This is a genomic window from Streptomyces sp. Tu 2975, from assembly GCF_009832925.1.
GTDB lineage: Bacteria > Actinomycetota > Actinomycetes > Streptomycetales > Streptomycetaceae > Streptomyces.
In genome coordinates this window covers 435,217-455,570 of the sequence record NZ_CP047140.1, presented here as the reverse complement: position 1 = coordinate 455,570, position 20,354 = coordinate 435,217, and the positions used below count along the sequence as shown (strand labels likewise).

Sequence of the window (20,354 nt, the reverse complement as noted above, 5' to 3'; positions counted from 1 at the left end):
TATGCGGCGCAGCACAGTACTGCCCTACGTGTGGGAGGCCCCGAAATGCAGGCATGGCAAGTGCACCGCAACGGCGAGCCGAGCGAGGTGATGCGGCTCGAAGAGGTGGACCGGCCCACGCCCGGCGAAGGACAGCTCCTCCTGAAGGTCCGTGCGGCCAACATCAACTTCCCCGATGCCCTCCTCTGCCGGGGGCAATACCAGGTCAGGCCGCCGCTGCCGTTCACCCCGGGGGTCGAGGTCTGCGGCGAGACCGAGGACGGCCGGCGTGTCATCGCCAACCCCGCGCTGCCGAACGGCGGGCTCGCCGAGTACGTGGTCGCCGACGCGGCCGCGGTGCTCCCCGCGCCCGACGCGCTCGACGACGCGGAGGCCGCCGCCCTGCACATCGGGTACCAGACGGGCTGGTTCGGGCTGCACCGCCGGGCCGCCCTCAAGGAGGGCGAGACGCTGCTCGTCCACGCCGCCGCGGGCGGCGTCGGCAGCGCCGCCGTGCAGCTCGGCAAGGCGGCCGGCGCACGGGTGATCGGCGTCGTCGGCGGGGCGGAGAAGGCCGCCGTCGCCCGGGAGCTGGGCTGCGACGTCGTCATCGACCGCCGCACCGAGGACATCGTCGCCGCCGTGAAGGAGGCGACCGGCGGTCGCGGCGCGGACGTCGTCTACGACCCGGTGGGCGGCGACGCGTACGCCAAGTCCGCCAAGTGCGTGGCTTTCGAGGGCCGCATCGTCGTCGTGGGCTTCGCCAGCGGCGACATCCCGGCCCCCGCCCTCAACCACGCCCTGGTCAAGAACTACTCGATCATGGGCCTGCACTGGGGCCTGTACGCCACCAAGGACCCGCGCGCCATCGGTCGCTGCCACGAGACGCTCACCGACTACGCGGCCAAGGGCCTGATCAAGCCGCTCATCAGCGACCGGGTCGCCTTCAAGGACGCCGCCGGTGCCGTGCAGCGCGTCGCCGACGGCACCACCACCGGCCGTCTGGTCGTCGTTCCGGACGGAGCGGGCCGATGACGGACGCAGCCGAACTGCTCGACCTCACCAGGAAGCTGCTGGCCGCGCACCCGCCGGCCACCACCGACCGCGCCGACTTCCTGAAGGCGCGCTTCGACGCGGGCCTCGCCTGGGTCCACTTCCCCGAGGGCCTCGGCGGCCTCGGCGCCCCCCGCTCCCTGCAGGCCGTCGTGGACGCCGAACTGACCGCCGCCGGAGCGCCCGACAACGATCCGCGCCGCATCGGCATCGGACTCGGCATGGCCGCGCCCACAATCCTCAAGTACGGATCGCAGGAGGTGAAGGAGCGCTTCCTGCGCCCCCTGTGGACCGGTGAAGAGGTGTGGTGCCAGCTGTTCAGCGAGCCGGGGGCCGGCTCCGACCTGGCGGCGCTCGGCACCCGCGCAGTACGGGACGAGGACTCGGGAGAGTGGATCGTCGACGGCCAGAAGGTGTGGACCTCCAGCGCGCACGTCGCCCGCTGGGCCATCCTGATCGCCCGCACCGACCCCGACCTGCCCAAGCACCGCGGCATCACCTACTTCGTCTGTGACATGACCGACCCCGGTGTGGAGGTCCGGCCGCTGCGCCAGATCACCGGCGAGGCGGAGTTCAACGAGGTCTTCCTGACCGGCGTGCGCATCCCCGACGCGCACCGCCTCGGCGAGGTCGGCGAGGGCTGGAAGGTCGCCCAGACCACGCTGAACAACGAACGCGTCGCCATCGGCGGCATGCGTCTGCCCCGCGAGGGCGGGATGATCGGCCCCATCGCCAGAACCTGGCGCGAACGCCCCGACCTGCGCACCCACGACCTGCACCAGCGGCTGCTCACCCTGTGGGTCGAGGCCGAGGTCTCCCGGCTCGCGGGTGAGCGGCTGCGCCAGCAGCTCGTCGTCGGCCAGCCGGGCCCCGAGGGCAGCGCGATGAAGCTCGCGTTCGCCCGCCTCAACCAGGAGATCAGCGGCCTGGAGGTCGAACTGCGCGCCGAGGAAGGGCTGCTGTACGACGACTGGACGATGCGCCGGCCCGAACTCGTCGACTTCACCGGACGTGACGCCGGCTACCGCTATCTGCGCTCCAAGGGCAACTCGATCGAGGGCGGCACCACCGAGGTGCTGCTGAACATCGTCGCCGAACGCGTCCTCGGGCTGCCCGCCGAGCCGCGCAACGACAAGGACGTCGCCTGGAAGGACCTCGCGCGATGACGGATCTGCTCTACTCGGAGACCGAGGACGACCTGCGCGCCGCCGTGCGGTCCCTCGTCGCCGCCCGCGGCGACACGGCGGCACTCGCGGCCCGCGCCGAGGCCGGTTCGCCCTACGACCCGCGGCTGTGGAACTCGCTCGCCGCCGAGATGGGCGCCGCCGGCCTGCTCGTGCCCGAGAAGCTCGGCGGCCAGGGCGCGTCCCACCGGGAGGCCGCGGTCGTGCTGGAGGAGCTGGGGCGTGGCGTGGTCGCCGCACCGTATCTCACCAGCTCGGTCGTCGCGACGCAGGCGCTGCTGTCGCTCGACACGGAAACGGAGGCCGTCGCCGAGCTGCTCGCGGAACTGGCGGAGGGCCGGCGCACAGCCGTTGTGGCCGTGCCGCTGTCGGCGGCGCCGGACGGTCCGCTGCCGGACGGCGCCGGGCGCATCACGGGTGTCGCCGACGCGGCGACGGCCGATGTGCTGCTGGTGCTCAGGGCCGACGGGCTGTACGCGGTCGAGGCGGCGCAGGCCGTCGTCGAACCGCTGACCCCCTTCGACCTCACGCGTCCCCTCGCGGCCGTCACCGCTGGGGAAGGCGGAACACGACTGGCGGACGGCGCGGCGGGCGCTGCCGCCGTGCGCCGTGGACTGCTCGCCGGGGCAGGACTGCTCGCCTCGGAGCAGCTCGGTCTCGCGGAGTGGTGCCTGGAGGAGACGGTCCGGCACACCGGCGAACGGCACCAGTTCAACCGTCCCGTCGGCTCGTTCCAGGCGCTCAAGCACCGCATGGCGCAGCTGTGGCTCGAGGTCGTCTCCGCGCGGGCGGCTGCCCGTGCCGCCGCCGACGCGCTGGCCACCGTCAGCCCGGAGGCGGCGCTGTCGGTGGCCGTCGCCCAGGCGTACTGCTCACGGGTCGCGGTCCACGCGGCTGAGGAGTGCGTGCAGTTGCACGGTGGCATCGGCATGACGTGGGAACACCCCGCCCACTTGTACCTCAAGCGCGCCAAGGCCGACGAGATCGCGCTCGGCACGCCCGGACGGCACAAGGAGGCACTGGCGACCCTCGTCGATCTTCCGGCTCCGTAGCCACGGTCGTAACACCCCCCGTTCCGTCGCACCCTTTACATGCTGTTTAATGCGAGAGCTTTGCAATAACGGCTGATCTTCAACAGGGGTGGACGTTCATGACGGGCCGATCGATACGGGCTGCCGTTGCCACGGCCATGGCCGCCGCGCTGACCTTCGGCGCGGCGGCCTGCTCGAACCCGGGCGGGGGCGCCGCGGGATCGGGAGCGAAGGACTCGGCGGTCGTCGGCATCGCCTACGAACCGGACAGCCTCAGCCCGCTGCTCGGCTACGGCAAGGACGGCAATTCCAAGATCTTCGACGGGCTGCTCGCCTTCGACGAGGACATGACGCTCCGGCCCGCCCTCGCCGCGGATCTGCCCGAGGTCAGCGCCGACCGCCTCACCTACACGTACAAGCTCCGCAAGGGCGTGAAGTTCAGCGACGGCGCACCCTTCAGCGCCAAGGACGTCGTCTTCACCTACCGCACCGTCCTGGACAAGAAGACCAACAACGCCTCCAGGACCGAACTCGACGCGGTCAAGGACGTCAGGGCGGAAGGCGACGACACGGTCGTCTTCACACTCAAGTACCCCTACGCCGCCTTCGCGCAGCGCACCGTCCTGCCCATAGCCCCCGAGCACATCGCGGGCCGGCAGGACGTCAACACCGGCCCGTTCACCACGAAGCCGATCGGGACCGGCCCCTACATCCTCACCGGCTGGTCCAAGGGCGAGAAGATCAGCTTCAAGGCCAACCCGCACTACTGGGGCGGCGCGCCCGCGGTGAAGAAGTTCACCATGGCGATCATCAAGGACGACGACGTCCGCGCCACCCGGCTGCGCGCCGGCGACCTCGACGGCGCGATCCTGCCGCCCAACCTGGCCAAGGGGTTCGAGGGTGAGCAGGGCAGGAAGACGTACCGGGCCACCACCTACGACTACCGGACCGTCACCCTCCCCACCCACAACGAGGTCGCGGGCGACCCCGCGGTGCGACGGGCGCTCGACATCGCCGTCGACCGGCAGGCCATGGTGGACAGCATCCTCGACGGCGCCGGCAAGCCCGCCTACGGCCCTGTCCCCACCGGCAGCGAGTGGTTCACCGACGGGACGGAGCGCCGCCACGACCTCGCAGGCGCCAAGAAGATCCTCGACGAGGCCGGCTGGAAGCCCGGCAAGGACGGCATCCGCGCCAAGAACGGCGTCCGCGCCGCGTTCCCGCTCTGGTACCTCACCGGCGACAAACTCCGCCAGGACCACGCCCTCGCCTACGCCTCCGACGCCAAGAAGGCCGGCATCGACATCACCACCAAGGCCGGCACCTGGGAAGTCATCGAACCGCGGATGAAGCACGACGCCGTGCTCGCCGGCGGCGGCGCTCCGGGCGACCCCGACTTCGACCAGTACCTGCTGCTCAACTCCGCCCTCGCCGGCGACGGCTTCAACAACATGGCCTGGTACGACAACCCGGCCGTCGACAAGGCCCTCGACACCGGCCGACGCAGCGACGAGAAGGCCACCCGCAAGGCCGCGTACGACACCGTCCAGCGTGAACTGGTCAAGAATCCCGGATACACCTTCCTCACCCACATCGACCACCTGTACGTCGTGAACGACACGTGGGACGGCCTCGCCACCCAGGTCGAGCCGCACGACCACGGCCTGGCCTCCGGCCCCTGGTGGAACGTCGAGGACTGGACGCCGAAGAAGTGAAACGCGCCCTCCCCGCCGCGGCGATGGCGCGGATGGCGGGACGGCGGGCCCTGCTCGCCGTCCCGGTCCTGCTGACCGTGACCTTCGCCGTCTTCGCCGTGGCCGCCGCCTCGCCCTTCGACCCCGTCAAGGCGTACACCGGCAGCGCCGGCCTCACCGCCTCACAGGAGAACCTCGACCAGATTCGCGCCAACCTCGGCGTGGACCAGCCGCTCGTCACCCGCTGGTGGGACTGGCTGACCTCCGCGCTGACGGGCGACCTCGGCGACTCCAGTGTGATGCGGCAGCCGGTCGCCGACGTGATCGCCGAGCGGATCGGCTGGTCCGCGCTGCTCGCCCTCACCGCCTTCGCACTGGCCATCGTGCTCGGCACCACCCTCGGCGTGCTCGCCGCCCGCCGCCGCGGCGGACTCCTCGACCGGTGCGTCAGCTCACTGGCGTACACCCTCGAAGCCGCACCCGCGTTCTGGCTCGGACTCCTCGCGATCTGGTTCTTCGCCCTCGAACTCGGCGTCCTGCCGGCCGGCGGGCTCACCGACACCGCCAGTGACACCGTGACCGCCGGACAGGTCGCGAGCCATCTGGTGCTGCCCGCCGCGGTCCTCGGCGTCAGCCAACTGCCGTGGTTCTTCCTCTACGTGCGCCAAGGGGTCGGCGACGCCCTCGACGAGGACCCGGTGCGCGGAGCCCGCGCACGCGGCCTGGCCGAACGCACCGTCCTTCTCGGGCACGCACTGCGCTCCGGCATGCTGCCCATGCTCACCCTCATCGGCTCGCGAGTGCCCGAACTCATCACCGGAGCCCTGCTGATCGAGACCGTCTTCAGCTGGCCCGGCATCGCCGCCGCGACCGTGCAGGCCGCGACGTCCGTCGACTTCCCGCTGCTCGCCGCGCTCACCGTGCTCGCGACGGCGGCCGTCCTGCTCGGCAACCTCCTGTCCGACCTGCTGTACGGACTGGCCGACCCGAGGGTGGGCTTCGATGGCTGACCTCGCCTGGACGTCCCAGGGCCGCACCCGCCGCTCCACCCGCACCGCACGCGTCGCCGTGTCCACCGTGACCGTGGTGGCCGTGGCGCTGGCCGTTCTGCTCGTACCGCCGCTCGTGCAGCTCGACCAGCAGGCCGTCGACCTGTCGATGAAGCTTAGGCCGCCGTCGCCCGCCCATCCCTTCGGTACCGACGACGTCGGCCGCGACCTGCTGCTGCGCTGCGTCTACGGACTGAGGGTCTCGCTGCTCGTGGGGGTGGTCGCGGCTCTTGTCGCCACCGTCATCGGCACCGTGGTCGGCGCGGCCGCCGCGGTGTTCGGGGGCTGGACCGATAGGGCCCTGATGCGACTGGTGGACACCTTCTCCTCGGTGCCGCACCTGCTGCTCGGGATCTTCGTCGTGGCCATGTTCCGCCCCGGGGTCTGGCCCGTGATCGTGTCCGTCGCGCTGACGCACTGGCTCTCCACGGCCCGCATCGTCCGCTCCGAGGTGCTGTCGCTGCGCGCACGCCCGTACATCGACGCGGCCATCAGCGGCGGCGCGACCCGGTGGCGGGTCGCCGTACGGCATCTGCTGCCAGGGGTGCTCCCGCAGGCCGGACTCGCGGCCGTACTGATGGTGCCGCACGCGATGTGGCACGAATCGGCGCTGTCGTTCCTCGGCCTCGGCCTGCCGACCCACCAGGCGAGCCTCGGCAACCTCGTGCAGTCCGCCCGCGGTTCGCTGCTCGCCGGTGACTGGTGGCCGACGCTGTTCCCCGGCCTCTTCCTGATCGTCCCCACGCTCGCCGTGGCCGGGCTGGCCGGTGCCTGGCGCGAACGGCTCAACCCCCGCCGCCGATCGGAGCTGATGCTGTGACCGCGCCGTCCACCGACCCGTCGCCGGCCGTGGGAACCGAGACCCCGGCCGCCCCCTCCGCGTCCTCCGCGGCGCGGCGCGTGCTCGCCGTACGCGGCCTGTCCGTGCGCTTCAAGATGCGCGACAGGCGCCATGTGGCAGCGGTCAGCGACGCGACGTTCGACCTCGCGGCCGGCGAATGCCTCGCACTCGTCGGTGAGAGCGGCTGCGGCAAGTCCGTCCTCGCCTCCGCCCTCCTCGGACTGCTCCCCGCGAACGCCCGGACCGCCGGGTCCGCCGTCGTCGACGGCGTGGAACTGCTCGGCGCCGGCGAACGCACCCTCGCTCGCACCGTACGGGGACGCCGGATCGGGCTCGTCCCCCAGAGTCCCGCCGCGCACCTCACGCCCGTGCGCACCGTCGGCGCCCAACTCGCCGAGACCGTACGCGCGCTGACCGGGCTGCGCGGCAGCGACGCCCGCGAAGCCGCCCTCACGGCGGCGGCACGGGCCGCGTTCCCCGCCGGGCACCTCGACCGGTACCCGCACGAGCTCTCCGGGGGACTGGCACAGCGCGCAGCCACCGCGATCGCCCTCGTCGGCGACGCGCCGCTGCTGCTCGCCGACGAGCCGACGACCGGCCTGGACCGGGATCTCGTCGACCACACCGCCGACGAACTGCGCCGGCACGCCGACGAAGGACGCGCACTCCTGCTGATCACCCACGATCTCGCCGCAGCCGCCCGGACGGCCGACCGGGTCGCCGTCATGTACGCCGGCCGCATCGTCGAAATCACCTCCTCCGAGACCTTCTTCGGCAGCCCCGGACCGCGCCACCCGTACGCGCGCGGCCTGCTGAACGCCCTGCCGGAGAGGGAGTTCGCCCCCGTCCCCGGCCTGCCGCCCGAGCTGGGCGACCTGCCGGCCGGCTGCGCGTTCGCCCCTCGGTGCGCGCGGGCCGACGACGCCTGCACGGTCCTGCCACGGCTCGTCGGCGGCGTCGCCTGCCACCACGCGGAGGACCGGCATGTTTGAACTGCGGGACGTCACCGCCGGGTACGACCGCCGCGAGCCCGTCGTACGCGGCGCCTCGCTGACCATCGCCCCCGGTGAGGCGGTAGGGCTGCTCGGACCGAGCGGCTGCGGCAAGTCGACGCTCGCGAAGGTCGCCGCGCTGCTGCACCGGCCGGCCGCCGGCCGGGTCGTCATCGACGGCGAACCGGTGAACGGATGGCGCCACGCGGCCCCGCGCACCCTGCGCACCGCCGTCGGCGTCGTCTTCCAGCAGCCCCGGCTCTCCGCGGACCCACGGCTGCGACTGCGTGAGGTGATCGCCGAGCCCCTGCGGGCCGTCGGCCGAAGCCGCGCCGACGCTGCCGCCCGCGCTCTGGAGACCGCCGAGGCCGTCGGTCTCACCGGCGAACTCCTCGGCCGGCGACCGCACGAGGTGAGCGACGGCCAGCTCCAACGCGCCTGCCTGGCCAGGGCGCTGGTGCTGCGGCCGCGCTGGCTGGTCTGCGACGAGATGACGGCCATGCTCGACGCGTCGACGACCGCGGCGCTGGTCGGCGTCGTCGAGGACTACCGCCGCGAACACGGCGCGGGCCTGCTCGCGGTGGGCCACGACCGCGTCCTGCTCGACCGCTGGTGCGACCGGACGGTCGAGTGGTCCCGTATCGCGCACGCGTGAGCACCCCTGAGCGGATCCGGGGGCGCGTGTGACGCCGGGCGGTGTACCCCCGGGGGACGGGCACGGAACATGACGGATGGCCGAACTCTTGGTGCTGCCCTGCCCATTGGGGCCGGTCCGGCGGATACTCACCGGTGTCCCTCCCGACCCGCAGAGCCCGGAGGTCATTCGTGCCGACCACTCGTCGCAGAGCCGTCACCACCCTCGCCGCCGCACTCGCCGGTGCCGTCGCGGTGCCGTCCCAGGCCCGCGCCACGGCCCGCGGCGGCGCACCGGACGGCCCGGCGCCGCTGCGCCGGGCCCACGCGCACAACGACTATCTGCACGAACATCCCCTGCACGACGCGCTGTCGCACGGCTTCACCAGCGTCGAGGCCGACATCTTCCTTGTCGACGGGGAGCTGCTCGTCGCCCACGAACCGGCCGAACTCGACCCCGCCCGCACACTGCGCTCGCTCTACCTCGACCCTCTGCTCGCCCGGGTGCGCGCCAACCACGGCAGCGTGTACCGGGGCCGTCGCCGCCCCGTCCAACTGCTGATCGACATCAAGACGGACGGCGTCGCGGCCTACCTGGAGCTCGACCGCCAACTGCGGGAGTACCGGCGCATGTTGAGCAGCTGCGCCCACGGGCACGTACGCCTCGGTGCCGTCACCCCGGTCGTCTCCGGGGACCGTACGGCCCGCGCCCCGATGGAGGCGCAGCGCGTGCGGTACGCCTTCTACGACGGCCGCCTCGACGACCTCGCCGCAGCCGAGCCCGCTCCGGCCTCCTTCATCCCGCTGATCTCCAGCAACTGGACGCACAGCTTCAGCTGGCTCGGCAACGGTGAATTCCCGGTCACGGAACGCGAGAAGCTGCACACCCTCGTCGCCACGGCCCACCGGCGCTCCCAACGCGTCCGCTTCTGGGCCACACCCGACCTCGAGGGGCCGGCCCGCGACGCCGTCTGGCGAGAACTGCTCGCCGCCGGCGCCGACCACATCAACACCGACGACCTGGCCGGTCTGGAGCGCTTCCTGCGCGTTCACGACCGCGGGTGACCACCTTTCCGCCGGATCTTCGAGATGCACCCGTACGGCGGACACGCCAGTCGGCCGTACGGGACCTCCGCTGCGCCAGACTGGCCGCCGAATGCCGCAATTCCGGCGCGGCGAAGGAGGTTGGCGATGGCCATTTCGATCTCGGTGGTGCTGCTCCTGCTGGTGCTCGCAGTGATCTTCCTGCGCAGCGGAGGGCTGAAGATGAGCCACGCGGTCGTCTGCGCGCTGCTCGGCTTCTTCCTGGCGGGCACCAGCATGGCGCCGACCATCCAGGAGGGCATCGCGGCCACGGCCAACGTCGTAGGGAGCCTGCGGCCCTGAGTAAGCAGCCCGCAGACCGGGCATCCGCACGGCGTACCGGTGCCGAACCGACGGCAGAACCACAGGCGATGGGAAGAACGCAATGCCACTCGAGGGTGAGTACGAGCCGAGCCCCGAAAAATGGGTCCGCGATCAGGTCGAGGAGTACGAGAAGTCCGGCGGTACGCGCGGCACCACACTGCGCGGGATGCCGGTCGTCCTCCTCACCACGCGCGGTGCCAGAAGCGGAAAGATCCGCAAGACACCGCTGATGCGGGTCGAACACGCGGGCGCGTACGCCCTGGTCGCCTCCCTGGGTGGATCGCCCAAGCACCCCGTCTGGTACCACAACGTGAAGGCCCATCCGCAGGTCGAGCTCCAGGACGGGCCCGTCCGCAGGGACATGACGGCGCGTGAGGTGACCGGCGCGGAGAAGGCCGTGTGGTGGGCGCGCGCCGTGGAGGCGTTCCCCGACTACGAGGGCTACCAGCAGAAGACGGAACGGGAGATCCCGGTCTTCGTCGTCGAGCCGCCGGACCGGGACCGCTGATCCGCGAGGACCTCCGCCGGTTCAGGAGAGGTTGACGAGGCGGATGTAGCGCACCCAGTCCCAGTGTGGTCCTGGGTCGGTGTGGGTGGCGCCGGGCACCTCGGAGTGGGCGATGATGTGCGCCCGGTCCTTGGGGATGCCGTACCGGTCGCAGACCGACGCGGTGAGCGCCGCGGACCGCTCGTAGAGGGCATGGGTGAAGAACGCGGGCCGGTTCACCCAGCCCTCGTGCTCGATGCCGATGCTCCATGTGTTGTAGTTCCAGTTGCCCGCATGCCAGGCGACGTCACGCTCCCGCACGCACTGCGCGATGTGCCCGTCGGAGGAACGCACGACATAGTGCGCGGACACCCGCCTCGCCGGGTCGCGGAAGATGGCGAGCGTGTCCGCGTAGGTCTCCTGGGTGACGTGGACGACGACGTACCGCACCGGACAGGCCGCGGGTCTGCTGGAGGCCGTGTAGTTGGCGGACGAGGCGGGCCGCCACTCGGCGGACGGGTGGTCCGTGTCCGCGGCGGCACCGGCCTGTGCGCGGGTCGCGGGCAGCAGGGCGTGTGCGGTGGCCGTCGCGGCGGCGCCCCGAAGCAGAGATCTGCGGTCCATGGGCCTTCTCCTGGTGGGGGTGCGGGGACACGGCAGGACAAGGCCGGTGAGAGCCTCGGCGCACCACGGTACCGGCGGCCGTGCGGACGGCGGTAGAACGCGGCCGCCGCCAACTACTCGTACTGCCAACGGAGTTGACGGTGCACCAGGACGGTGCCGGGCCGGTCGTACGGACCGTTCCGGGCCGGTCGCGGGTACGGGCTCCAAGACGGCGCAGACGTCCTGGAGCCCGCACCCGGCGGTGTGTCAGACGCCCTCGCCCGACGCGCCCGAGAGGGCCTGTGCCGGGTCGGGAGACGCAGGCCCGGCGGGCGCCCAGGCACCCCGCTCCTTACGGAAGGGCCACCAGTTCCCGTCGCGGCCCAGACGCAGCTGCTCCCCGGTCCCGACGACCGTCCACCGCGCGGGGCCCGAGGGGCGCAGCCGAGGGCGGTCCGGCTCCGCCGCCCATGCCGACGCCAGTGCGCTCGCCGCACGCGAGTACTGTTCCTCGTCCGGCACGAAGTCCTCCTCGAGCACCGCCAGTGCGGCGGCCCCGCCGTACCGCCACGCCCGGACCGCGAGGTCGAGATCGCCGCGGGTGCGTTCCGTGCCGGCGGCGAGCCGGGCGGCGATCATCGGTCCGGGCACCGACGCGGCCATCCGCACCGCGTCCTCGTCCCGCGTCAGGACGGGTTCCGGCGCCTGCCCCGCATGGCCGGGCGCGAGAGCCTGGGCCAGCATCCGGTGCGCGCGTGCCGCCGCGTCGGCGGCGAGGAACTCCAGCGCCGCGGCGTCGGGGCCGTCCGCCGGAGCGGTTCCGGCGTCGAGGGCCGGAGCAGGTCCGGGCTCGTCGGGCACCGGCGGCGGAGCGGGCAGCGGCGGCAGGATGCCGCCCATCGCGAACGCCTCGTCGGCGCGCACCCCGGCCGGCGCCTTCTCCTCCACGCCGTCCGCCCGGCCCGCCGCCGGCGGGTTCGCCCGTGCGACGCTCCGAAGCTGGAGTTCGTCCAGTAGGCGGCGCTCCCCGCGCCCGCGCATCAGCAGCAGGACGAACGGGTCCTGGTCCAGCAGTCGCCCCACCTGGTAGCAGAGCGCGGCCGTGTGGGGACAGTGGTCCCAGGCGTCGCAGGTGCACTCGGGCTCCAGGTCGCCGATCCCGGGCAGCAGTTCCACGCCGGCGGACGAGGCGTCCTCCACGAGATGCGGAGGCATGTCCCGGTCGAGCAGCGCCGCGATGTGCCCCGCGCTGTCCGTGGCCACATCGAGGAAGCGTTCCCAGTCCTGCTCGTCGAGCTCTTGGAGCAGTACGTCGCTGCGGTACGCCGTGCCGTCGCGGTCCCGGACCACCGCGGTGATCCGGCCAGGGCGCACGGTGACCGCCCCGACCGCACCGTCCCGTGCGTGCCGGCGGCCCTTCTTCAGCTGCTCGCCGTCGAGTGCCGTGTCCTGAAGGGCCTTGAGCCAGGCCTGTCCCCACCATGACTGCGCGAAGCCCCTGCCGTGCGCGGGCGGGAGTGCGTCGAAGGTGCGCGTCAGTGCCTCCGGTCCGGTCATCGTCCCGCTCCTCGCAGTTCCACCAGGTCGGCCAGCTCGGCGTCGGTGAGTTCGGTCAGGGCGGCCTCGCCGGCCCCGAGCACCGAGTCGGCCAGGTCCTTCTTGCGTTCCAGCATCTGCGCGATGCGGTCCTCGATCGTCCCCTCGGCGATCAGCCGGTGCACCTGGACCGGCCGGTCCTGCCCGATGCGGTAGGCGCGGTCGGTCGCCTGCGCCTCCACCGCCGGGTTCCACCAGCGGTCGAAATGCACCACATGCTCGGCCCGGGTGAGGTTCAGACCGGTGCCCGCCGCCTTCAACGACAGCAGGAAGACGGGCACTTCGCCGTTCTGGAAGCGGTTCACCATCGCCTCCCGCTCGGGTACCGGCGTGCCGCCGTGCAAGAACTGGGTCCGTACCCCGCGCCGGGCGAGATGCCCCTCGAGCAGACGCGCCATCTGCACGTACTGGGTGAACACGAGCACGCTCGCGTCCTCGGAGAGGATGGTGTCCAGCAGCTCGTCGAGCAGTTCCAGCTTGCCGGAGCGGCCCTCGACCCTGGGCCGTCCCTCCTTGAGGTACTGCGCCGGGTGGTTGCAGATCTGTTTGAGCGCGGTGAGCAGCTTGACCACCAGACCCCGTCGTTCCATGCCGCCGGCCTCGGAGATCGCGGCGAGCGTCTCGCGCACCACCGCCTCGTACAGGCCGGTCTGTTCGGCCGTGAGCGACACCGCGCGGTCGGTCTCCGTCTTGGGCGGCAGCTCGGGCGCGATGCCAGGGTCCGACTTGCGCCTTCGCAGCAGGAACGGCCTCACCAGAGCGCCCAGTCGTCGGGCGGCGGCCGGGTCGGCGCCACCCTCGACGGCCTGCGCGTAACGGCTGCGGAAGGTGCCGAGCCGCCCGAGCAGGCCGGGGGTGGTCCAGTCGAGGATCGCCCACAGCTCGGACAGGTTGTTCTCCACCGGCGTTCCGGTGAGCGCCACGCGGGCCTTGGCGCCGATGGTGCGCAGCTGCCTGGCGGTCGCCGAATAGGGGTTCTTGACATGCTGCGCCTCGTCGGCGACGACCATGCCCCAGTCGGCCTCCGCGAGCCGCGCCGCGTCGAGGCGCATCGTGCCGTACGTGGTGAGCACGAACTCCCCCTCACCGAGTCCGTCGAGGGACCGGGCGGCGCCGTGGAAGCGACGTACGGGCGTGCCGGGGGCGAACTTCCCGATCTCCCGCTGCCAGTTGCCCATCAGGGACGTCGGACAGACCACCAGGGTCGGACCCGCGGCCGCCGGGTCGGTCTGCCGGTGCAGATGGAGCGCGATCAGCGTGATGGTCTTGCCGAGCCCCATGTCGTCGGCGAGACAGCCGCCGAGTCCGAGGGACGTCATCCGGTGCAGCCAGTTGAGGCCACGCAGCTGGTAGTCGCGCAACGACGCCCGGAGCGCCGCCGGCTGACCGATTTCCTGCGGCCCGTCCTCCGGTCGGACGAGCCGTTCGCGGAGCCGTTCGAGCGCGCCGGACGCCTCCACCTCGACCGTACGACCGTCGACCTCCGTCGTGCCGGTCAGCACGGCGCCGAGCGCGTCCACGGGGGACAGCCTGCGGTCCTGGCTCTCGCGGGCGCGCCGAGCTTCCGCCGGGTCGATCAGCACCCACTCGTCACGCAGGCGCACGACCGGCCGTCCCGCCTCCGCCAGCTGGTCCAGCTCGGCCCGGGTGAGCCGGTCGTCACCCAGGGCGAAACGCCAGTTGAAGGACAGCAGGGCGTCCGCCGACAGGAACGAGGGGAGCCCTGACGAGTCCTGGCCCGAAACCTGGTCGTCGTCGGGCGGGCCGATCACGGCGCGCGCGGTCAGGCGCCGGGCGAGCTGCCGGGGCCAGTGCACCTGGACCCCGGTGGCCGCGAGCGCCCGTGACGCTTCTCCCAGCAGCTCGGTGACCTCCTCGTCGGCGAGGTCGACGGCGTCCGGCACGGCGGCGTGCAGCAGAGGGGCGAGCGCCGGCCAGGCGTGGGCCGCCCGGCGCAGCGCGAGGAGGGCGTCGAGCCGGGCCCGGGGTCCGAACGCGGCGGCCGAGGACCCGGAACCTGCCCACACATCGGCTGCGTCGGCGACGAGCGCCGGGTCGCTGACGCTGTGGATCTGCAGCACGGCACGGAACCGAGGAGCGTCGTCCGCCGGGCCGGTGTCCTCAAGGCCCGGCAGTTCCACCCGCAGCGAGAGGCGCACCCCTGCGTCGTGTCCGGCGGCGATGTCCGCCGCCCAGGCGCGCAGTCCGGGCAGATGCTGCGCCTCGGGAGCGGCGAACGCCGGCCCTTGGGCGGCGAGTGGGGCGGCGGGGGAGCGGGGCAGTCCGTCCGCGACCGCGTCGAGGAACCGGCGCAGCAGGTGCTCCGGTTCGGGCAGCAGCAGCGCCCCGGCGGGTCCGTCCACGGGTACGGCGTGTGCGGCGGGCGGCATGGAGGCGGCCAGCGTACGCATCCGTTCAAGATCCTCGGGCGTGAGCGGCCCCATCCGCCAGGCGTCCATGCCGGTGGGGCTCAGGCCGGGCAGGAGCAGTCCGCGTGCGGCGAGTTGGAGGGCGAGGACCGCGGCTGCTCCCCAGAAGGCCGCGGAGCCCGAGGAGTCGGCAGCGGCGCGGGCGCGGGTGAGGACGGGCAGTGCGTCCGGTACGGGCAGCAGCAGCGCCGGCACGGTGACCGTGCGGAGGTCGGAGGCGACGACGGTGAGCACGGCAAGGGCGTCGTCGTCGACGGGAAGCTCCTTGCCGTCGGAGCGCCAGAAGGCGACGCGGCCCGTGCGCGCGGGATCGCCCGGAAGGAAGACGGTCGAGCAGGGGGCGAGGGCGTGAAGGACCGGAGAGTCGACGGCTCGGGAGGAGGTTGCCGAAGGGAGCACATGCACGACGATGACGCGTTCCTCAAATTTGACTACCGCAGGACGGAAGCGCCGAGGGTACATCACGGCGATCAGTTCACGGCGGCCGTCACTCGGTGATGTGGCTCACTCCACGCTGTCGACGGGTCTGCCGTACCGTCGGGGGTACAGCCAGCGCCACCCCGACGGGCGGGATTGCCCCCGCCGAGCCCGGGTGGTGGCGCCATCGCCCCCAAGGGCCCCCGGTCCATACGTTTATCAGGCCGGAGCAGTCGGACAGTTCGCGCATCCGGCGCAGCCACCTTCCTTCGCGCGCGTCCGGCACACCCGCCGTCCACAGACCGGAGACCCACCATGCCCCAGGGCACCGCCACCCTTCCCCCGCCCACTGCCGTCGCCACCGAGGTCCCCGAGGGACGCCGGTCCGGCGCGGGCAGCGAGTTCGCACCACTGCTGCGTACGGTGAAGGAACAGGGCCTGCTGGAGCGTCGCACCGGCTGGTACGCGCGTGGCATCACCGTGAACCTCCTGGCCCTCGCCGCCGTCGTCACCGGCGTGGTGCTGACCGGGGGCTCCTGGTGGGTGCTGCTCCTGGCACCGCTACTGGCGCTCTTCTCCACCCGAGCCGCCTTCTTCGGTCACGACGCCGGCCACGCGCAGATCGCCGCGGACCGCCGCACGAACCGGATCATCCAGCTCGTGCACGCCAACCTGCTCCTCGGCATGAGCCAGGAGTGGTGGAACGACAAGCACAACCGGCACCACGCCAACCCGAACCACGTGGACAAGGACCCCGACGTCGCCGCCGACGTCCTGGTCTTCAGCGAGAAGCACGTGGCCGGCCGCGCCGGACTGCTCGGCTGGCTCACCCGCCACCAGGCCTGGCTGTTCTTCCCGCTGACCACCCTCGAGGGGATCGCTCTCAAGATCTACGGCTTCCAGGCAGTGTTCTCCCGCGCCGGCGGACGCCAGAAGCGGGGGGAGCGTGTCCTCGAAGGCGCGCTGCTCCTCGCCCACGTCGCCGGGTACGCCGCCCTGCTGCTCGCCGCCATGCCCGTCGGCCAGGCCGTGCTGTTCGCCCTCGTGCACCAGATGGTCCTCGGCCTCCACCTCGGCATGGCCTTCGCCCCGAACCACAAGGGGATGGAGATGCCCGACGAGGAGACCGGCAAGGACTGGGGTCATCTGCGCCGGCAGGTCCTCACCTCCCGCAACATCCGCGGCGGCCACGTCACGGACTGGTTCCTCGGCGGCCTCAACTACCAGATCGAGCACCACCTCTTCCCGAGCATGCCCCGGCCCCACCTGAGGCTCGCCCAGCCGCTGGTGCGCGCCCACTGCCGGGCGCTGGGCATCCCGTTCACGGAGACCGGTCTCGTCGAGTCCTACCGCCAGGCCCTCACCCACCTCCATGAGGTCGGCGAGCCGCTGCGGCAGACCGCATAGTGGAAATGCCACGCGGGACCGCACAGTGGAACCGTGGGGCGAGTGCGCACGTTCTCACAGCAGGAGCGGCCCCACAGCCGCGGAGGAGGCGTCGAAATGTCGACACGCACAAAGATCGTGATCGGGGGAGTGGCCGTCGGCCTGCTCCTGATGCCGCTGCTCGGATTCTGGCTGTCGCTGCTGGTGGTGCTCGGCGTGCCGGCGGTGGCGTACCTGATGCTGGACCCGAGCCAGCGCCGCAGACTGCGGCGCGTCTCCCGCAAGGAGATCGGCCGCTGAGCACCGCCGTGGCGGCGCCCTGACGAACCGAGGCCCGCTCCGCCCCCCGGGGCGGGGCGGGCCTTCTCGCGTCGGGCGGGAGCACCGGGGCGGCCGGTGGAGGTCTCCGGCCAGGGCGCACCCTGCTCGCTGTACGCGCCCTGGCCGCGTGCGGAGCGGGCCCGGCTCAGGAGGGGTGCACGGCCACCTTCTCCAGCGCCTCCAGCAGCCCGGGCAGCTCCGGACCCCGACCCACCGGGACCACCTCGCCCGGCTCCTCGTCCAGCAGCAGGAAGGCGATGTCGTCCGTTTTGGCGACCATCGACCAGCCGGGGCCGTCGGCGCGCAGCATCCGGGCCCCGCCAGGGGCGAACGAGGAGCGCACCCGGCCGGGCGGCGGCGCGGACTCCACATAGGCCCTGGCCTGCTCCAGGACGCGGCGCACCCGCTCGCGCGGCCGGCTGCTCCCGTCCTCCCGGGCGTCGGCGGACGTCCCCGCGTCGGCATCATCGATCTGCCCCCGCCACTGCGCCCACCGCAGGGCCACCTCGTCGGCGCCCAGCCGGCGCTGTGCGGGACCCCAGGTGTCCATGTCCGGCGGGGCGAGCGGCGGCCGGTCACCCTCCTCGGGCGCGGGGTCGTGCGGTGCGGGCACGCCGGGCGCGGCGACCGCGACGGCCAGCGGCCAGCCGGGCAGTGCCGCGACCACGCTGTGCTCGTCGGGCGACAGGTCGTACTCCATCCCGCAGTCCCACGAGGCGATGGCGACGGCCACGAGCGACACGTCGTCGACCACGACCGTCCAGCGCGCACCGTCGGCGTCCTGACCGAGTACGAGCCCGTACCCCTCCGCGAACGGCTCCAGGTCCAGAGCCTGGCAGGCGGCCGGGTAGTCGTCGCCGAGCACGCTCGGGAACTGCGCCGGCGTGAGCAGCACCGCGGTCAGTACGTACAGCGAGTCGTCGTCGACGGTGTCTTCCGCCCCGGCCACGGCCACCTCCCCATCCCATCGTTTCGTCGGCGCACCTTAACCAGTGGGTAACCCGCGCGTCGAGTGCCGGCGGCCGCTAATTCGATCCGGCGGGCTGGGCTCCCGGGAGACCGAGAAGCCCGCGTGCGACGACCTCGACCGGCTCGTTCCGCTCGCGGGCGAGAGCGACCACGGCGCGGCAGGCGAGCTGGTTGACCCCGAAGACGAGGGCGTCCGGGGCGACCCAGCCGGCCGCCTCGTCCAGGCGGTCGTCGTCGTCCTCTATGGACGCCGTCACATAGGTCGCAGCCGCCTCGAACAGATTGTGCTGTCGCACGGACGGCTCGGGGGCCTTCGTCCGGGCCGGACGGGAGGCGAGGAAACTACGGAGCCGAGCGAGCACGGTGACCACCTTCTCCAGGGCGGCGGGACGCCGCCGATCAGTTCAAGTCTTCCATCGTCGCACCCCGTTCGAACGGCGACGGGAGAGTTCACGCCGCACCTGCCCGGTCGGGCGGCCACTCGTCCCGGCGTACAGGACGCCGGGGGTGAGCTGCCGTCGGATCAGCTGCCGGGCAAGCTCTCCTGACGGAGCGCCAGCGCGAGGAACCGGTCGTCCTCGTCGACGTAGGACGTCATCCGCCAACCCGAACCGGCCAGCAGCGGACGCAGATTGGGCTCGGCCCGCACGTCGTCGTCCGTGATCCGGCGGCCCTGGCGCGCGGCGAGCGCGGCCCGGCCCACGGGGTGGAACAGGGCGAGCCGGCCGCCCGGCCGCACGACACGGGCCAGTTCCCGCAGGTTCTCGGCGGGATCCGGCAGGTGAGAGATCAACCCCGCTCCGAAGACCGCGTCGAGCGAGCGGTCGGTCAGGGGCAACCGGGCCACGTCGGCCAGCAGCAGCCGGCCGCTGCTGCCACGCCCGGCGAGCCGGGCCCGGTGCAGCATCTCCGGCGTCAGGTCGACGCCGAGGACCACGCCGGTCGGGCCCACGGCGGCCCGCAGGGGCTCGAGGGCCCGGCCCGTGCCGCAGCCCGCGTCAAGCACCGCGTCCCCGGGGCGCAGACCCGTCTCGCCGACGGCGGCGGCGTAGGCGGGGCCGTCGTCGGGGAAGCGGCTGTCCCAGTCCGCGGCCCGGACGCCGAAGAACTCCTGGACCCGGGTGTGGTCATGCGCTGCGCGGTCGACGGCCATGGCCCCATGATCCGCCAAACGGGGCGGGTACGTCACGGCGTCGCCGCGGATTTCCCGCACGGCCGTGTCGGCTCGATCCCGCCGTGAACCCGGCGGCGCCCCGCGGGACCCGCCGCGCGCCCGGTCCGCGGCCCCTGCACATGACCGCACTGTGCACACGTTCGAGCGCTGCACGATCGTTCAGAAACATCTAGCTGTCATATTCCAGCAGCTTTCGAACTGAGCCCCCGACGCGCGCCCCCCTCGGGGCTAGCGTCCCTGAGCCATGGGACACCTGGACCACGCGGCCTTCGGCCTGCTCACACCCGCGCTGTCGTACCTGATGGCTGTCATCGGGGCGGCCCTCGGGCTGCGCTGTACCGTGCGCGCCCTCTCCGCCACCGGCCGATCCCGGCGCAACTGGCTGGTCACCGCCGCGTCCGCCATCGGCACCGGCATCTGGACGATGCACTTCGTCGCCATGCTCGGCTTCGCCGTGCGCGGCACCGACATCCGTTACCACGTGCCGCTGACCATCCTCAGCCTCGTCGTCGCCGTGCTCGTCGTCGGCGCCGGTGTGTTCTGCGTCGGCTACGGCCGCAACCGCGCCGTGGCCCTGCTGATCGGCGGACTCGCCACGGGGCTCGGCGTCGCCAGCATGCACTACCTGGGCATGGCGGCCCTGCGGCTGCACGGCACCGTGCACTACGACCCGCTCCTCGTCGCACTGTCCGTCGCCATCGCCGTCGTCGCAGCGACCGCGGCGCTCTGGGCGGCGCTGAACATCAGGTCGGCGATCGCGGTGGCCTTCGCGTCGCTCGTCATGGGAGCGGCCGTCAGCAGCATGCACTACACGGGCATGCTCGCCGTCGGCGTGGACGTCGCCCCGGCCGAGGGGAGCCTGCCGGGAGCCACGGCGATGCAGTTCATCTTCCCCCTCGCCGTCGGTCTCGGCTCGTACCTCTTCGTCACCTCCGCCTTCGTCGCGCTCTCCCCGACCGCCGGCGAGCACGCCGCCTACACCTCCGCCCAGCAGCCCGACCCGACTGCTCCCACCGCGCCCACCGTGTCCGCCGACCCGAGCACGTCCACCGCACGCACCACGCCCACGGCCACCGCCTAGCCGGTCCGGGCGACGCTGCCGCGCCCAG

20 protein-coding genes are annotated in these 20,354 nt (G+C 72.7%); 14 read left to right on the top strand and 6 right to left on the bottom strand.

The genetic code is table 11. The features are described 5' to 3' along the window. Positions 1-45 precede the first annotated feature (45 nt). The 11 genes from GLX30_RS01860 to GLX30_RS01810 all read left to right on the top strand — a co-directional run bounded on the left by GLX30_RS01860 (position 46) and on the right by GLX30_RS01810 (position 10,371). Positions 46-1,014 carry an NADPH:quinone oxidoreductase family protein gene (locus GLX30_RS01860; protein WP_159682726.1) on the top strand — a complete coding sequence of 323 codons (969 nt, stop codon included), beginning with the start codon at positions 46-48 and terminating at the stop codon, positions 1,012-1,014. After that, positions 1,011-2,198 carry an acyl-CoA dehydrogenase family protein gene (locus GLX30_RS01855; protein WP_159682723.1) on the top strand — a complete coding sequence of 396 codons (1,188 nt, stop codon included), beginning with the start codon at positions 1,011-1,013 and terminating at the stop codon, positions 2,196-2,198. The genes GLX30_RS01860 and GLX30_RS01855 overlap by 4 nt, the downstream gene beginning before the upstream one ends. Further along, a complete protein-coding gene (locus tag GLX30_RS01850) occupies positions 2,195-3,268 on the top strand; it encodes an acyl-CoA dehydrogenase family protein (protein ID WP_159682720.1) in 1,074 nt (357 codons plus the stop codon). Before GLX30_RS01855 ends, GLX30_RS01850 begins: the two co-directional genes overlap by 4 nt. 98 nt (positions 3,269-3,366) lie before the next feature. Continuing rightward, complete coding sequence (locus GLX30_RS01845; protein ID WP_159682717.1) at positions 3,367-4,962, top strand: ABC transporter substrate-binding protein; 1,596 nt, start codon at positions 3,367-3,369, stop codon at positions 4,960-4,962. Between the two features lie 23 nt (positions 4,963-4,985). Next, complete coding sequence (locus tag GLX30_RS01840) at positions 4,986-5,951, top strand: ABC transporter permease (protein ID WP_159694797.1); 966 nt, start codon at positions 4,986-4,988, stop codon at positions 5,949-5,951. Further along, the gene (locus tag GLX30_RS01835; protein WP_159682714.1) at positions 5,944-6,810 is read left to right on the top strand and encodes an ABC transporter permease; all 867 of its coding nucleotides are present in this window, start codon (positions 5,944-5,946) and stop codon (positions 6,808-6,810) included. Before GLX30_RS01840 ends, GLX30_RS01835 begins: the two co-directional genes overlap by 8 nt. Positions 6,811-6,926: 116 nt before the next feature. Beyond that, positions 6,927-7,823 (top strand): ABC transporter ATP-binding protein, encoded by an 897-nt coding sequence (locus GLX30_RS01830; RefSeq protein ID WP_244258407.1) that lies wholly within the window; start codon positions 6,927-6,929, stop codon positions 7,821-7,823. Continuing rightward, on the top strand, positions 7,816-8,478 hold the full coding sequence (locus tag GLX30_RS01825) for an ATP-binding cassette domain-containing protein (RefSeq protein ID WP_159682711.1): 663 nt from the start codon (positions 7,816-7,818) through the stop codon (positions 8,476-8,478). Before GLX30_RS01830 ends, GLX30_RS01825 begins: the two co-directional genes overlap by 8 nt. A gap of 170 nt (positions 8,479-8,648) precedes the next feature. Continuing rightward, positions 8,649-9,521 (top strand): phosphatidylinositol-specific phospholipase C/glycerophosphodiester phosphodiesterase family protein, encoded by an 873-nt coding sequence (locus GLX30_RS01820; RefSeq protein WP_159682708.1) that lies wholly within the window; start codon positions 8,649-8,651, stop codon positions 9,519-9,521. Between the two features lie 126 nt (positions 9,522-9,647). Next, positions 9,648-9,842 carry a hypothetical protein gene (locus GLX30_RS01815; RefSeq protein ID WP_005307764.1) on the top strand — a complete coding sequence of 65 codons (195 nt, stop codon included), beginning with the start codon at positions 9,648-9,650 and terminating at the stop codon, positions 9,840-9,842. An 82-nt stretch (positions 9,843-9,924) separates the two neighbouring features. Next, the gene (locus tag GLX30_RS01810; RefSeq protein ID WP_159682705.1) at positions 9,925-10,371 is read left to right on the top strand and encodes a nitroreductase family deazaflavin-dependent oxidoreductase; all 447 of its coding nucleotides are present in this window, start codon (positions 9,925-9,927) and stop codon (positions 10,369-10,371) included. 21 nt (positions 10,372-10,392) lie between these two features. Here GLX30_RS01810 and GLX30_RS01805 read toward each other — a convergent pair whose 3' ends face one another. From GLX30_RS01805 to GLX30_RS01795, 3 genes are all read right to left on the bottom strand, one after another. Further along, positions 10,393-10,974 (bottom strand): peptidoglycan recognition family protein, encoded by a 582-nt coding sequence (locus GLX30_RS01805; protein ID WP_159682703.1) that lies wholly within the window; start codon positions 10,972-10,974, stop codon positions 10,393-10,395. Between the two features lie 246 nt (positions 10,975-11,220). Then, positions 11,221-12,510, bottom strand: coding sequence for an SWF or SNF family helicase (locus tag GLX30_RS01800; protein ID WP_159682699.1), 1,290 nt, complete (start codon positions 12,508-12,510; stop codon positions 11,221-11,223). Continuing rightward, entirely contained in the window at positions 12,507-15,440 is a 2,934-nt protein-coding gene (locus GLX30_RS01795; protein WP_159694795.1) for a DEAD/DEAH box helicase, read from the bottom strand. Before GLX30_RS01795 ends, GLX30_RS01800 begins: the two co-directional genes overlap by 4 nt. Positions 15,441-15,710: 270 nt before the next feature. Here GLX30_RS01795 and GLX30_RS01790 point away from each other — a divergent pair, with 270 nt between their 5' ends. Next, complete coding sequence (locus GLX30_RS01790; RefSeq protein WP_159682696.1) at positions 15,711-16,802, top strand: acyl-CoA desaturase; 1,092 nt, start codon at positions 15,711-15,713, stop codon at positions 16,800-16,802. Between the two features lie 96 nt (positions 16,803-16,898). Further along, positions 16,899-17,081 (top strand): hypothetical protein, encoded by a 183-nt coding sequence (locus GLX30_RS01785; RefSeq protein ID WP_005307749.1) that lies wholly within the window; start codon positions 16,899-16,901, stop codon positions 17,079-17,081. 166 nt (positions 17,082-17,247) lie between these two features. Here GLX30_RS01785 and GLX30_RS01780 read toward each other — a convergent pair whose 3' ends face one another. From GLX30_RS01780 to GLX30_RS01770, 3 genes are all read right to left on the bottom strand, one after another. Further along, positions 17,248-18,051: a hypothetical protein gene (locus tag GLX30_RS01780; RefSeq protein WP_159682693.1), complete on the bottom strand. Its 804-nt coding sequence runs from the start codon at positions 18,049-18,051 to the stop codon at positions 17,248-17,250. A 76-nt stretch (positions 18,052-18,127) separates the two neighbouring features. Next, on the bottom strand, positions 18,128-18,442 hold the full coding sequence (locus GLX30_RS01775) for a hypothetical protein (RefSeq protein ID WP_159682691.1): 315 nt from the start codon (positions 18,440-18,442) through the stop codon (positions 18,128-18,130). Between the two features lie 152 nt (positions 18,443-18,594). Beyond that, positions 18,595-19,224 carry a class I SAM-dependent methyltransferase gene (locus tag GLX30_RS01770; RefSeq protein ID WP_159682689.1) on the bottom strand — a complete coding sequence of 210 codons (630 nt, stop codon included), beginning with the start codon at positions 19,222-19,224 and terminating at the stop codon, positions 18,595-18,597. 265 nt (positions 19,225-19,489) lie between these two features. Between GLX30_RS01770 and GLX30_RS01765 the strand changes: the two genes are divergently transcribed. Continuing rightward, positions 19,490-20,326, top strand: coding sequence for an MHYT domain-containing protein (locus GLX30_RS01765; protein ID WP_159682687.1), 837 nt, complete (start codon positions 19,490-19,492; stop codon positions 20,324-20,326). Positions 20,327-20,354: the final 28 nt, after the last annotated feature.

Coding starts and splice junctions, on each gene's coding strand:
- GLX30_RS01840 (WP_159694797.1), top strand. CDS start 4,986: ATGGCGCGGATGGCGGGACGGCGGGCCCTGCTCGCCGTCCCGGTCCTG.
- GLX30_RS01795 (WP_159694795.1), bottom strand. CDS start 15,440: ATGTACCCTCGGCGCTTCCGTCCTGCGGTAGTCAAATTTGAGGAACGC.
- GLX30_RS01830 (WP_244258407.1), top strand. CDS start 6,927: ATGCGCGACAGGCGCCATGTGGCAGCGGTCAGCGACGCGACGTTCGAC.
- GLX30_RS01815 (WP_005307764.1), top strand. CDS start 9,648: ATGGCCATTTCGATCTCGGTGGTGCTGCTCCTGCTGGTGCTCGCAGTG.
- GLX30_RS01785 (WP_005307749.1), top strand. CDS start 16,899: ATGTCGACACGCACAAAGATCGTGATCGGGGGAGTGGCCGTCGGCCTG.
- GLX30_RS01860 (WP_159682726.1), top strand. CDS start 46: ATGCAGGCATGGCAAGTGCACCGCAACGGCGAGCCGAGCGAGGTGATG.
- GLX30_RS01850 (WP_159682720.1), top strand. CDS start 2,195: ATGACGGATCTGCTCTACTCGGAGACCGAGGACGACCTGCGCGCCGCC.
- GLX30_RS01770 (WP_159682689.1), bottom strand. CDS start 19,224: ATGGCCGTCGACCGCGCAGCGCATGACCACACCCGGGTCCAGGAGTTC.
- GLX30_RS01805 (WP_159682703.1), bottom strand. CDS start 10,974: ATGGACCGCAGATCTCTGCTTCGGGGCGCCGCCGCGACGGCCACCGCA.
- GLX30_RS01845 (WP_159682717.1), top strand. CDS start 3,367: ATGACGGGCCGATCGATACGGGCTGCCGTTGCCACGGCCATGGCCGCC.
- GLX30_RS01855 (WP_159682723.1), top strand. CDS start 1,011: ATGACGGACGCAGCCGAACTGCTCGACCTCACCAGGAAGCTGCTGGCC.
- GLX30_RS01825 (WP_159682711.1), top strand. CDS start 7,816: ATGTTTGAACTGCGGGACGTCACCGCCGGGTACGACCGCCGCGAGCCC.
- GLX30_RS01790 (WP_159682696.1), top strand. CDS start 15,711: ATGCCCCAGGGCACCGCCACCCTTCCCCCGCCCACTGCCGTCGCCACC.
- GLX30_RS01835 (WP_159682714.1), top strand. CDS start 5,944: ATGGCTGACCTCGCCTGGACGTCCCAGGGCCGCACCCGCCGCTCCACC.
- GLX30_RS01810 (WP_159682705.1), top strand. CDS start 9,925: ATGCCACTCGAGGGTGAGTACGAGCCGAGCCCCGAAAAATGGGTCCGC.
- GLX30_RS01765 (WP_159682687.1), top strand. CDS start 19,490: ATGGGACACCTGGACCACGCGGCCTTCGGCCTGCTCACACCCGCGCTG.
- GLX30_RS01800 (WP_159682699.1), bottom strand. CDS start 12,510: ATGACCGGACCGGAGGCACTGACGCGCACCTTCGACGCACTCCCGCCC.